Annotated in this window: 10 protein-coding genes; all 10 read right to left on the bottom strand. The window is 62.4% G+C overall.

The window, feature by feature from the left end:
• Positions 1-311 precede the first annotated feature (311 nt).
• From AB1555_15155 to AB1555_15110, 10 genes are read right to left on the bottom strand one after another with little or no spacing between them, the layout of a single operon-like run.
• Entirely contained in the window at positions 312-3,215 is a 2,904-nt protein-coding gene (locus tag AB1555_15155) for a DUF499 domain-containing protein (GenBank protein MEW6248036.1), read from the bottom strand.
• 40 nt (positions 3,216-3,255) lie between these two features.
• Positions 3,256-3,690, bottom strand: coding sequence for a DUF488 domain-containing protein (locus AB1555_15150; protein ID MEW6248035.1), 435 nt, complete (start codon positions 3,688-3,690; stop codon positions 3,256-3,258).
• Complete coding sequence (locus AB1555_15145; protein ID MEW6248034.1) at positions 3,687-4,307, bottom strand: DUF488 domain-containing protein; 621 nt, start codon at positions 4,305-4,307, stop codon at positions 3,687-3,689. Before AB1555_15145 ends, AB1555_15150 begins: the two co-directional genes overlap by 4 nt.
• On the bottom strand, positions 4,304-5,005 hold the full coding sequence (locus tag AB1555_15140; GenBank protein MEW6248033.1) for a hypothetical protein: 702 nt from the start codon (positions 5,003-5,005) through the stop codon (positions 4,304-4,306). Before AB1555_15140 ends, AB1555_15145 begins: the two co-directional genes overlap by 4 nt.
• A gap of 21 nt (positions 5,006-5,026) precedes the next feature.
• Positions 5,027-5,281: a hypothetical protein gene (locus AB1555_15135; GenBank protein ID MEW6248032.1), complete on the bottom strand. Its 255-nt coding sequence runs from the start codon at positions 5,279-5,281 to the stop codon at positions 5,027-5,029.
• Complete coding sequence (locus AB1555_15130; protein ID MEW6248031.1) at positions 5,257-8,010, bottom strand: DUF1156 domain-containing protein; 2,754 nt, start codon at positions 8,008-8,010, stop codon at positions 5,257-5,259. The genes AB1555_15135 and AB1555_15130 overlap by 25 nt, the downstream gene beginning before the upstream one ends.
• Positions 8,007-8,663 (bottom strand): hypothetical protein, encoded by a 657-nt coding sequence (locus tag AB1555_15125; GenBank protein ID MEW6248030.1) that lies wholly within the window; start codon positions 8,661-8,663, stop codon positions 8,007-8,009. The genes AB1555_15130 and AB1555_15125 overlap by 4 nt, the downstream gene beginning before the upstream one ends.
• Positions 8,660-9,037 carry a hypothetical protein gene (locus AB1555_15120; GenBank protein MEW6248029.1) on the bottom strand — a complete coding sequence of 126 codons (378 nt, stop codon included), beginning with the start codon at positions 9,035-9,037 and terminating at the stop codon, positions 8,660-8,662. Before AB1555_15120 ends, AB1555_15125 begins: the two co-directional genes overlap by 4 nt.
• The gene (locus AB1555_15115) at positions 9,030-9,809 is read right to left on the bottom strand and encodes a TIGR04255 family protein (protein MEW6248028.1); all 780 of its coding nucleotides are present in this window, start codon (positions 9,807-9,809) and stop codon (positions 9,030-9,032) included. The genes AB1555_15120 and AB1555_15115 overlap by 8 nt, the downstream gene beginning before the upstream one ends.
• Complete coding sequence (locus tag AB1555_15110; GenBank protein ID MEW6248027.1) at positions 9,809-13,324, bottom strand: helicase-related protein; 3,516 nt, start codon at positions 13,322-13,324, stop codon at positions 9,809-9,811. Before AB1555_15110 ends, AB1555_15115 begins: the two co-directional genes overlap by 1 nt.
• Positions 13,325-13,340: the final 16 nt, after the last annotated feature.

Raw genomic sequence — 13,340 nt, 5'->3', positions numbered from 1 at the left:
AAATTTGGCACTCGTTGTACAGAAACAACTGATACAACCTCTCGCTTAGCATCGTGAGGAACGTTCGATAGTCTCCCCTGGTCGAGATGACGGGATAACGAAGCGCCCAGGGCACATGTCCGCCCCAACGATCGTCATGCGAGGGAGAGCGTTGATCTGGCATTGGTCAGGCCCGCTGGCAGCGTGAAGGAAAACAGTACAGATCTAGCTTCTTCATACAGAGCGGTCGCTCCATCCGCAGCTTGAATACCAACAGCAGGTCAACATCTTGCGGTCTATCCCGCAGATCGCTTGATCCTAGACCCATAGGCCTATCGATCATCGGGGAGCTTCTCGATGTCCGCCTCGTCCAGTGGTTCGTAGACCGCGTTGCGAAGCCATGAAGGGTCGAAGCCCTTTGCAGAAGTCCCTTCGACATTCACCTTGACCTTGCCTTCATCCGACTCGTCGGCGAGGTTGGCGATAGCCGGGAACGCCTTGAAGATTTGGTCTCTCGTGGCCTTGAAGGCAAGGCGGACGGTGCTCTGCCGTCCGGCGACGGGCGCACCCGGGATCGGGGCCGGAGCGCCGCCGGGAGCCGCAGGTTGCGTGGGTGTTCCGGGAGTGGGAGCCGGCATGCCAGGTACGGTCGGCGGAGCCCCCGGCGAGGTCACCGCATCAGGAACGGCCCCAGGGACCATCAGGAAGCCGGATTCGAAATCCACCTCGTCTTCGGCAAGGGCCCGTCCGACCACGACCTTATCGCGGCTCACCTGGAACTTTCCATCCGCGCCAAGGGCAGGTTGCGGGCCGCTCGTGTAGGCGAAGGTTCCTTCTGTGACTCCCCGGGCGATGGCCTTCCGAAGAACGCCGGAAGACTCCAGGCGCGGGGGAGCGATGTCTCTGAAAAAGGATTCCAGGATCTCGGACGCCTTGAGACCCAGCACGGGCGCCCCGCCTTGGGGAACCGGCTCTCCCAGCTTCACCCGATCCGCGATCTTTCGCGGCGTGACGCTGCCATGCACGCGGGGAGTCCCGACACTCGTGAGGAGCTCCATGATCCGTTCGTGAATGCCGGTAGCCTGAAGCGGCCGGCCCCCTCGTTCCACCCGTTCGACGTCGATCCCCCCATTCTCGACGCGCGGCAACCACACCGCCGCGTACAGGTCGCGGAAGCAGGACTCCGCCGCAGCCTCCTCGGTACGCTTCCGTTCTTTTAGCTGGTCCAACTGGTCCTTGGTCAAGCGCAATTGTTGCTTCTTCGCGTCCACCCGCTCGATGGCGAGGAGGTAGCGGACCGCTCGACGGAGCGCCTCGATCTGCCTCTTGTCGGGGATGGCGAGCCCAAGACCGTTCCGGTAGCGCCTGGGCTTATCGCCATGCTTCGAGAGGTACTCCTTGGCCAGACGCTCCTGGTCGGCCTTGCTCTCCCCCGCGAACTCCAGCGGGAGGTAGACGACCAGGAAGCGGGGATCTTCATCAGGGATCTCCTGGCTCTTCCCAGGCCACACGACGGCCGTGTGGTGTCCCGCGAGCCGCGCGTCGAGCATTTCCTTGATCTTGTCTCGGACGGGGCCGCGCCCTTTGGACTGGGCCTCCTCGCGGGAGACGGTCTGCTCCGCGTCCTCGATCAGCTTCGTGACGTTGGGGTCCTTCTTGAAGCAGTAGCGGACGCCGTCATAGTGGAGGTAGAGGCAGGCGTTGCGGAGCTCGGACAGCACCGCTGTTGCCGTGATGTTGTCCAAGTCAGGCCCCACGCAGGCCGCGAGGAGCTCGCTCTCGGTCACTCCCGGAGGAAGCGTTTCCGAGTCTCCGGCTCCTTCTCGCCGAAGGCCACCGAACGAGTACAGAAGTATGGCGGTGGCAAGGCGCGTTGCCGGCTTCACGCTCGCCAGCGCGGGCGTCTCCCGCGCCATCCGCTCGTCGATCCGCTTGGCCCGCGCGTTCGGCCCCTCGATGTCCGCGGTGATCACCGGGTCGTAGTCGTTCTGGACGCCCAGTTCCTTCAGCATCTTGACCCGGACATCCACATCCTTGAGCGGCACGTCGCCGGGTCCCAAGAGGGGCTGGGCACCGCCGTGTGCCTTGAGCGAGTGCATGCAGGAGGCGAGGAAGCGGAGCGCGCCCCTTGTCCTCTGGAAGGCATCCACGGCCGTCCACCTCTCCCTCATCACGTCGATCAGCGCGGGGTGGAACGGGTACGCGGCGCGCATCCGGTCGCGCAGGAGACGTCCTTCCTCCTCGGCCTGCTGCCGGTCGGCTGGCGTTTCGGCATAGGCCCGCTTCATCCCTGTGACGACATCTTGATAGGCGGTCGCGACCTCCGTGGCGACGATAGGGTCCGGAGGAGCCCCGAGGAGCCGACGCTGCAGGATTGGTAGAATCTCGTCCCCGGTGACCGGCTCCCGAAGCTGGTCGACGCGCGCGGCAAGCTTGTCGATCTCGGCGAGCAAGGCGACGTTCCCCAACGCCTCCCGGGCGCTCCAGGTGAGCGAGTAGACGAGCGCCGCGTTCGTGCTCCCCGCGACCTCGACGGTCAGGTTCTGGAAGAAGTCCTTGGCCTGCCGCTGGAGGGTCGAGTCGAGCACGCTCACAGCGGCCGCCCGCTCCATGTACTTCAGGACCTCGTCGAGCAGCAGGAGCACCGGGCGTCCACCTGCCCCTTTGGAGAGGAGGTCCCGGATTACATCGCCGCCCGGCGCGACGCGATCCTGGTCGTGGTCCGCCACGATGGGAAACGCCCGCTCCGGGTCGATTTGCCAGGCGATCCAACCCCACATCGTACGGATCGTCCGGCCGCCGTCGAGCTCCTTCCCGTTGCGGGCGTCGAACTTCTCTCCATCGAACACGGCAACGGCGACGTTCTTGGGCGTGGCGAAGCCCTTCGCTTCGGGGACGCCGTCGAGGACCTCCGGCTTTCGCGCGGCATGGAGGAGCGACGCGAGGGTGTGTGACTTGCCTCCTCCGAAGGGGGTTCGGAGCTTGAGGACGCGGTTGTAGCCCGACTTTCCGGCGAGCGACGCCAGCACCTCCTCGAGGAGCTTCTGCAGGTCGGCCGTCAGGTAGGTCGCGCGGAAGAAGGCCTCAGGGTCGCGGTTCACAACGGGGACGTTCGGATCGCCCGCGGCGATGGCCCCGAGATCGATGGCGAAGACCGCCTCTGTGAGCGCACCTCCTTCGACATCGGGGTGCAACTTCACGAGATCGGTCCACGGGCGAAGGGCTCGGGTGCTCAAGGGCGTGCCTCCATAACTGGCCGATCCAGCTTGCCAATTCTCATAGATGAATGATCTCCAGGTCACCCCAGTTCTTCTTCAAATACTCCGCGACAAGCCGACGATGGCAGTGATGCGGTTTGTCCTCGCTGCAGAGCAGGCATGCTTCATCCACCGCGGAGCGCGAAACCGTCTCCTCGATCCTGCGTTCGGCCATCAATCTGAGGAACCTATCCTCATATCGTTCCCACCCGCCGCGACGCTTCTTGTATTCGTCCAGCATGTCCTGGGTCGGCGCCAGTTCCGGCCTATGCTCGTATTCGATCCCGCAGATGGCTCGCAGGAAATACCGCAGATCGTCTTTCTTGGCGAATGCGGCGAGCTGAGAAACGTTATTGAGCCGCACGTCAATGACCTTCTTCACGCCGGCCTTGGTGAGCCGGGTGAAAAAAGACTCCGCTGTGGTCTTCGTGAACCCAATGGTATAAAGCTTCACCGAGCGACTCCTCGGCTCTTCTGCTTTTCTGTCGACCAGGATTCCATATACGCGATCTGCTCGCCACGTCGCGCATAGGCCTCGGCAACCGCTTCATCACGACTCCGAAAAAGATCTGGCTCGGAAAGTCCGAGCTCCCGAAGAAGACGCAAAACGGCTTCGTCCTGGCTCTCGAGGCGTCCATCTTCGAGGATATGTGCGATCTCCACTTCACGGCTGGCGAGATGTCGGCAAATCAGAATTGCGCGATGGCAAGTGATCGGGTCCTTTTCGGCGCACATGAGCGCGATCGTCTGCGTCTTCATGCCGCGGAGGATACGTTCCAGCCCAGCCGCAAAGAGGGGCGTACGTGCCAGGAGGTCGTATCGGACCTTTCCGTTCTCGTAGCAGGATCGGTCCTCGGAACGCGCCCCAAGCTCCCGGCCGAGAAACACGTAGGCAATCCCCGCATCCTTCAGCCGCGAGCTGAACGGCTCCCGATTGAACTGCGGATTCATCCGGCTGTACGGCTGAGACCGCACATCGGCCACTGCGGTAACGCCATGTTGCCGCAGGAGTTCGATGACCTTCTCCGCCGTGTGTGTCGAGTGGCCGATGGTGTAGAGCACGTCGTTCATGATTTACCATCTGCACGGTCCGAGGTGATCACAGTGGCCGCGAGCTTGTAGGCGTAGCCGTGGAAGACTTCCCCAAGGCTTACGCATACAAGTGCCTCGTCGATCCCTCGCACTTGCCCACCTGAAAGCAATCGCTGTTCGATCCATGGATCTGTGACCACGAGACGATAGGAATGTCCGCAAAGCTGAAACTCGGCCCGCACGCGACGCCGCCGTGGTCCGAAATCTCCACCTTCGGCTACGACCGCCAATGAAAGGCGCTCTGGCCGCACCAGATACAAGGATCGCGTGAGTCGGACCGCCTCGTTCTCGGGAACTCGGTCGTTCAGCCCGTTCGAGCTCGAGTATCCGTTGAGCCACAGCGGACCGGCAGGATCCTCAACGGCGTTTTGGATGTCGCGCCACGTTACCCGGCTGGCAAGCTGCCAGTAGCGTTCCGCATCGATCACATGGTTTTCATGCTGGTGGCATTCTGGCTCGTGCTGCAACAGCGGAACCTCGACGACGTCAAGAATCCTGACATCGCGCCCGTCTTCATACCTGCGCTCCTCTTCAGAGACTTCGCGAGTCGGCCGCGCGCTGACTGGGCGAATCCACCGGCCAAACCCACCACTGGCCACTTCGCGTCCTGCCACACAGCGGCCGGACGGTGGCTTTCTCGAGTTGGCGAGGCAGACGATTCTGGCTTGGTAAGGCATGGTTATTCTTCGACCCCCATCCTACTTCCTCCCCGTGTCGAAGAGCGTGCCCTCATCTGCCGCAAGCCGCTGGTCTATCAAGGTCCGCCAGTTGGCGACCAGCTTCTTCAGGGCCGCCTGCTCAGCGGCCGTCGTGGCAACCGTGTGTTCCGCGCCATCGTCCTTCTTGCCCGCGAGGGCGGTCCCCGCCAGTGCTTGGGCCACGAGACGCAAGCGCTCTCGATCAGGCCGGGCCTCGTCGAGGAAGCGGTTCAGGTTGCGGGGCTGGTTCTCCACGAGCCACAGGATGCGGTGGAGCGCGTCGATGAGGGGGGCAGGCGCGCCTCCGTCTTCCGGCAAGCCCAGTTTCTCGTCCTCCCCCGCTCCGTAAAGTCCCGCAGTCGGTACTTCCCCTTCTTCTTTTCGAGCAGGGCATGGCGTCTGGTTGAAAGCCCCTTCTGGCCGTCGAGCTCCACGTTCTGCCCGTAGGTGAAGACGATGGCCTCGCCGGCCTCCATCTCGGCTGCCTTGTAGGCGTAGCGCCAGAGCACGTAGAACCGGCTCGGCCCGTCGACGGCGGCCACACCGCTGCCCGGCATGCCGAAGATCTTCTCCAGTAGCGTTTCAAGGACGACCCCTTCCACCTCGGCGAGGAACTTCTCGGCCGGAACCTCTTCGCCGTTGGCGTACTCGACCCGGGAGAAGCGGGTGTAGGCCCGGAGCCCCGCGCCGACAGCCGCGATCACGAGGTCCGCGCCCGTGATCCCCATCTTCCAGAGCGAATCCACCCGCTCGCGGACGATTCTCTCCAGCTCGGGGTGAACCTCGTCTTCGTAGGAGACCGTCCCTTCGCCGTCACGCTTTCTGGCGACGAGGAAAATGCTGGAAGCCAGAGACGCGGTTTCCATGGCAAGGAGTCGCGATTTCATCTCTGTATCAAGCGGCCAGGCCTCGGTGACGGTGAACCCGGCCTGCCGGAGCGCATCCACGAGCGTGGACCAGCCAAGGGTTGTTTTGTGGGCATAAACGACAACCATCGAGCCGCCGGATTTGAGGACACGGTTCGCCTCGGCAAACGACTGGGCCATCATCTGCTCGTAGGTAGCGCGCGCTTTGTCTTTGCTCCCACCATGACGGTAGAAGGCTGCGATAATCTCGTTCTTCTTCGGCGTGCATTCCGCTGCGAAATGCTCCGGGTAGAGGTGGCCTATGGTGCGCTTCAGCCAGACGTAGAAGAAGTCCGAGAGATTCGAGTAGGAGACGTTGTCATAGTACGGCGGATCGGTGACGACGGCGTCGAAGGAACCGGCGGGCCAGGGGAGCGCGGTGGCCGAGCCGCGGGTGACGGTGGCGGGTTTATCCAAACTCCAAACGTCATTCCAACCTACAACTGTCCGCTCAAGCTGGCTTTGCCAAGAACCACCAATCCCGGAATAAGGTACTTGCTCAGCAAAGTCCCAAACCATGGGAAGAGCCTGTCGGCCAAAAGCATTGACACACAGCTCAGCATCAAGCTTCCATCTCGTGAGAGTACAATTCAGGTCAGCGAGCTTGTTCAACGGAAGGCAAAGGCACGTTGCCACCGCCTTCGCCCGCTCTCGCTCTTCAGAAGGACGACAGCCGTCTCGGCTGTCTATCACGTCCTGTAACAGGCGGGACGCCTGTTCTCCCGCCTCTCGTACCGCCGCGGCAAAGCTGAGCAGGCAGAGCATCTGGCGGGGGGTGAAGAGCTCGCTCCATGTCTCGAAGCCAAAATGTTGCGTATCCATTGAACGGGGGTTGGCTTCGATCAGTTCGCTCGGCACCGTCAACCCCGTGCGCTGGCATAGCGCCTGGATACGCTTGCGGATCGCCTCGTCATCCGGTCGGAACTGGGGGTAGTCATCGGCGGAAAGGTAAATCTTCCCTTTCTCACCGGGCCTCGTGCAGACGATGGCCATCATCTGGTGGGACGACAGGCGTCCCGCCTGTCCTTCGGCCTTCACGTAATCGCTGTCCGCCACCGTCCCACAGAACGGGCAGGTGGCGTTGCCGCCCTTAGAGAAGCCTGCCGGATCGAAGCCGAGACCTTTTTCAGTGTGGCTCTCGACCACCTCGAAGCGCACCTGCTTGTGGCCCTTGGGCGCCACCATCTTGAGCGCCACGTAACGGTCCTTCTTTTTGCACAGCCACGTCTGGCGCACGAGCGGGACGGTCGCCCCGCAAGTCGGGTTCTTGCAGCGCACGGTGCGCGTCCAGAGGTAGGCGACCGGCACGAGGTACCCCGGCGGAACGTCTTCCTTCGCTTGCCACATCTCCGCCTGCTGGAGCGGCTTCGTGCCTTTTGCAGCTGGGTCGGGGATCAACGGGTAAAGGTCGCCGATCTCGGCCTTGACCTTCGTGAGGACCCACTCACCCCAGTAGCGGACCTCTTTGGCCAGGCCACCCCATGTCGTCTCGCCACTGGCGTTCTTGGGTCCGGTCATGCCTCGCGCGCTGGGGTCCGGCTTCCCGTACTTCTGGGGGTAGACGAGCGTGCAAAGCTCGATGATATGGGCGACGGGGTTGAGATCGAGCGCGTAGGCCTCGCACCCTAGCCGCAGCGCCTCGAGTGGGATGGCGCCGCCCCCCGCGAACATGTCCAGCACCTTGGGCCTTGGCGCCCGCCCTTCGACGATGTCGTCGACTGTGACCGGCTTTCCGGTCTCGACCGAGAGCCGTTCGGCGTGGGCTTCAAGGATGTGCTTCTGCGCCTCGGCGATGGTCTGCGGCGAGCCCGGGTACTGGCAGAGCCGCTCCACGAACTTCGCCGCGTTGGCACGGGTCAGGCTTTCGCGCTTGTCCTCGGGCCCATTCGCCGGGCGAAACCGACTCGCCGGCACCAGCGCCCCGTACACCGCCGCCCGGCAGGCGACCAGGGGACGCCGCGCCCACCAGAGGTGCAGCGTCGAGATGTGGCCCTTGCGCACCGACTTCTCCCGCGAGGCCTCGGCGCTGATGGCCTCGATGGGCAGGTAGTCCTCAATGAGCCTGCGGTCGTCTGTCATGTCGATCCGTTTCCTGAGCCCTCTGCAGTGGTTTGCCACGGGAAGGGTATCGCATCGGGATACTCTTCCAGGTAGGTCTGCAGCTCTTCCTTGTTGAGGGGATACCACTCATCGTAGGGGTAGCGCCTGAAGAAGTCAGCAATCCGCTCTCTAAAATGCTCATCGGCGACCGCATTCAATCGGCCCTTCCTCAGGGATCGCAGCGCTTCGAGGTCGGCTCTCGGCACGCGAAGCGTAACGAGGAAATCGACCCCCATCTTTTCCGAAAACCCAATGTTGTCATCTGGCGGAAGATAAAACCATTTCTGATTTATTCGCGCCTGTTGGGTGATAATGTTCTTCCAGCTCTTCGCCGCAGAGGTGTCCTTACTCTTTCGCTCGACGTCGCGGAATTTGCGAATCTCGCAGAGCGTGATGTCACGGCTGTGAAGGGTATCGCAGTCTTGCGTCGCTATTATGGCCGCAACCGGACGGACTGGCACGATCATGTTGAATGGATCGCTTCGACCAGCCACATCTTCCCATCTCGCCTCGCGTTCTCCGTCAGCCTCTGCGAGCACCACACTGCGAAGCGAAAGCTCGATCCGTGGGATGCCCACAAATATGTCACCCTGACGAAGCGGCGCGTTTTGATCAGGATACTCGTAGATCATTCTCCTCCCTCCCACTGAATGCCTCGCTCCGCCTCCCGCGCAGCGAACTCTAATCGCTCCTGTTCGGCTTGTTGCAGTATCTGCGCAGCGATTCGCAACGCCTCCGAACGTGTGATTCGTCGGCCGACAACGCCTTCAACCCATGCTGCGGTCAACGTGCCACGACGCTGCCCCTCGACGAACCAGTAATCTGGGGCTGCTGTTGCTGGAGATGTCGCATTGGCGAGGAGCATTCCGGCTAGCTGTACCCTCATGTTGGTCACCCATGGCATCTCTGGCCGCTTGACGAAGCTTTCACTCCAGTGACCAGATGCGGATATGTCTGTTTGCAGCGAGCTGGTCTTTAGATCGATAGTTGCCAAATCGCTACTCACCGCAAAACCTCCTTTCGAGATCACCCTCGATCAGCTTGAAAAACCAGTCATCGGTTAGGTCGTGGGCTTTGCTAAGCCAAGCGGAGAACCCGTCAGGAATTGGCGGTATCTGGGCGCCCGACGCTTGTACAATCGTCTCCCATATCAACGCAGGATTTCCATTCCGCTGCCCCACAGCAAAGCGCACGGTAAGAAACCCACCGGGATCATCGTGCTGGAACGACACCTGCCAATTGAACACGGTCGGATTCCTATTTACCCGTCCGCCCTCAAACAATGTCTCGGGAAGCGAGATTTTCGTCTTCATCTTCTCATCGAGGAAATCGAACACGCTCTCTTTTGTGAAGTCCGCGTCAACTGCGTCGATATATCGAAGAGCTAGATCTCGTAGGGCAAAGCTCTGCTTCGCGGGGTGTGCATCGAAGAGATCCCTGACAGCTTTCTCGCAGCGCCGCTTGAAGTCGTCCCAGATGTATCCCTCAGTTTCGTTGACCGTCATGATCCCGGGACCGATTTGTATGAGAGGCCATTTCCCCTGTCCGATCCGGAATCGGTGCTGTACCATGTGTGCGGCCATCATGTCGGGAATCTGAGCACTTGGCAGAGGCTCATGAAACGGATAGTCCTGCTCCACCCTCTCCGAGAAGCGGCCGAGTAAGATCCGATAGTGCGGATCTACTTCGATTTCACCCGCTTTTGATGTGGGTATCACCCACTTCAGCTCCAAGATGGCTTCGACCAGCGGCTTGTTCTTCAAAACTCTTCTAGGCATTACGTCCTCCTGGTGGGGTCTGATTTGGCCACAAGATCGACCGCATCCGCAGGAATCTCAAAGAATCGCGCCGCCACGATCTCGCGCTTGACGTGGTCCAGGCGCGCGGCGGGATTCTGGATGCGGACCAGCTCCGGGTTCGGCCCAAGGGGATCCCACACGACATAGAGCCAGTAGGTCTCCGCCAACTGCTGGGCCTTGTACCACTCGTTCGTGGTGAGGCGGACGGCCTGCCCGCGCCTCCGGCCCTTGACCTCGATGCGCTTCACGAAGACCTCCCCTGTCGCCTGGTCCGTAATCCGATGTGCGCGCACGTCGAAGCCGAGCTTGAGGTGACCGACGCGCTCGATGCGGTCCTCGGGAAATCCCTCCTCCTTGAGGGCGACCACGACCATGTCCTCGGCGGCCAGCTCGCTCTTCCTTCGGATGTTCGGGTCGAGCTCGTCCGCGAGATCCGCCAGCTGGGCTTCGGTGTCCGCGCCGGGCGCAAGCACAATGGCCGTGGCCACATGCCGCACAGGCCCCGTTCGGGCGATTTCCAGCCTCCCCAGGCTGCTGATCCGTTCCTCACGCTGCCGTTGCAGTTCTTCCACGTGCTTGCGCGCCTCGTCCGCCGCCAGCTTGAATTCCGACTTCGTGGCTGCTTCCGCAAGAAGCCGCATGGCGCGTTCCTGGGCGCGTTTGATCCGGACATCGAAAGACCGCTCCAAATAATCCCGGCGGATGCGGGCGAAGTGCTGCCGTTCCTCCTGGGAACGGGCGCGGCATTCCAGCTGATAGGTGCTCTTGAGATAGTCGGACGCTGCCTGGATTGCCACGGGATCAGCCATGGCCGGGGGATTCGGGTAAGGGGGGAGATTGAGCAGGCTATCGCTTGGTACGATCTCGAAGTGCCCGCGCTGCTCGCGGACGGCCACGAGCTCTCCGTGCAGCGGGACGTCATTGCCCTTCGAGTCCTTGCCGCGGATGGAAATCTCAAAGAAGTGGAGCCTGAACGGCTCGGTCGTCATCGGATCCACGTAGAACCCGATCCCTCCCTGGAGGGGCGCCAGCTTCTCGTTGAGCATCTCGTCAAGCGCCGCGTAGAGGGGATGGCCGGGTCCCATGAGGACGGCGTCCGCGTGCGCGGACTGCTCGAGGTGGTGTTTGTGGAACGTGACCTTGCGGTACGAGGGGTCGGCCTTTCCCAGGCGCTGAACCGACCGCAGCCGCTCAGTCCGCAAGTCGGCCAGGACATGCTCGATGCGCCATAGGCCATCCGCCCGTGGCTCCACGCGAAGACCGATTTCCTTAGCCGCCGCGATGAACTGCGCCTCCACATACCGTGGCATCAGCCGCTTTTCTTCGACCTCCAGGTTGCGGCGCTGAAAGCCCGTGAAGTCCACGTGGCTCCGAGCCAGCGCGATGCCCGTGGCGTTCTCGTATTCCTTTAACTTGGCCGGGTCGATGCGGTCGATCTGGTCCAAGTACTCGTCCAGCCGACGCGGATCGTAGGCCGCTTCTCGCAGCATGTCGGGAAGGTTGACGTCATTCAGCGAAAGCACCTCGCCGATCACGTCGAACACGCGCCCTTCGAGGGCCTCGTTCATCGTGTCCAGCTTCTCGAGGAGGCGATGCAGGATGCGTCCCTCGACGATGGGCTGCCCGTCCTCGGAATCCGTGGCCACGAAGTTGAAGGCGTAGACGTCCCTGTCCTGCCCGATGCGGTGGATGCGGCCGAGGCGCTGCTCCAGGCGCGTCGGGTTCCACGGCATGTCGTAGTTGATCATGAGGTGGCAGAATTGGAGGTTGATCCCTTCGCCCGCCGCCTCGGTCGCCACACACACTTGCGCGGTGGTCCGGAACTGTTCCTGCGCCTGCTTGCGTTCGTGGGGGTTCATGCCGCCGTGGATCTCGCAGGTCGTGAACCCCCATCGCTCGAGATGCTCGCGGACGTAATTGAGCGTGTCGCGGTGTTCGGTGAAGACCAGGAGTTTCCCTCGGCCGTCTTTCAGTTCGACGAACTGCGCCTCGCTGAGGCACTTCTTCAACGCGGCCAACTTGGAATCGCTCGCCTGCTCCCGCACCCTGCGGGCCTGCTCGACCAACTCCCTGAGGGCGGAGATCTCCGCACGGAGCTGCTCCAGCTCGAGGGCTGCCGTGTACTCGTCGACCAGCTGATCGCGGACCTCCTCGTCAAGGTCATCCTCTTCTTGCTCCGCATCGGGTAGCCGTCCCTGAAGGGCGGCGAGGCGCTTGGCCCGCTGGGCCGGGGAGAGCCCCTCCAACTCGTCGAGCAGATCCTGCTGCTTCTTGAGGCGCCGCTTCAGCGACTCGTGGATGGCGCAGGTCGAACTCACGAGGCGTCGCTGGAGGACGGTGCGGGTGAGCGCGGCAGACGACCGTCGCTGTCCCGTCTGCTGAGGAATGAACTCGTTGATGTATGCCGTGACCGACTTGTAGAGGGCGTACTCCTCGCTGTTGAGGTGAAAGGTCACGGTCCTGGCGTGCCGGTCGGGAAACAGGCGGTTGCCGTTGAGATCCTTGAGATCCTCTTTCAGACGGCGCAGGCACCATGGTGAATCCTTGCCGAGGCGAAACACGCTCTCCCGAATCGACGTCGCTTGCTTCCCGAGTCGATGCGGTTCCGGGAAAAGGTCGGGATCGATGAGCCGCAGGAAGTGCGAAAACTTGTCCTCGTCCCCGTGGTGTGGGGTTGCGGTCAAAAGGAGCACGTGGTCGGCCTGGGAGGTGAGCCGCGTGACGAGGTCGTACCGCTTGGTCGTGGCGACCTTGGGCTCCCGCCCCTGCCCTCCCGATGCGGTCCTCGCGGAGCACTTATGGGCTTCGTCCACCACGACGAGGTCCCAGCGCTGCTGCCACACGCGCTCACGCACATCATCCTGCTTTGCGTAGTCGATGGAGGAGATGACCTGCGAGGAGCGCTGCCACGGATTTGTGAGCTGCTGCTGGTCAACGGCGGAAAAAATAATGTCGAAGGACTCCCCGAACCAGCGGAGCATTTCGTCTTGCCACTGGGGCGTGAGCGGCGCGGGGCAGAGGATCAGGACCCGTTCGATGGCCTCCCGGAGCTTGAGCTCCTTGATGAGCAGGCCGGCCATGATGGTCTTGCCCGCCCCCGGGTCGTCGGCGAGGAGAAAGCGCAGGCGAGGCTGCGGTAGCATGGCTTGGTAGACGGCCTCGATCTGGTGAGGGAGTGTGCGGATGCCGGAGAGGCTCACGGCGAACTGGCGGTCGTGGGCGTAGGCCAGCCGGATTCGGGCGGACTCGATCAACAGTCGGAGTCGTTCCGCATCGGCGGGCTTGATCGCCGTCGGCGCTTCCCGGTCCGTGCCGAAGAGCGTGGCCGCTTCCGCCTGGGAGATGACTGCTTCCTCGAGGGTGCCGTCGGGCAGCCGGACCCGACACTCGTAGCCGGCGGAGTCATCTACGCCGAGTGGCCGGGCGTCTTCCAAGATCACCGGCGCATCGAAGTGGCCAGGCAGCAAGACGCGCTGTCCAATTGGGAGTATCAAACGGTTGTCGGCCAAA

The sequence above is a fragment of the Nitrospirota bacterium genome (assembly GCA_040755395.1).
In the GTDB taxonomy this organism is placed as follows: domain Bacteria; phylum Nitrospirota; class Nitrospiria; order Nitrospirales; family Nitrospiraceae; genus DATLZU01.
This window is presented reverse-complemented; position numbering and strand designations above follow the sequence as displayed.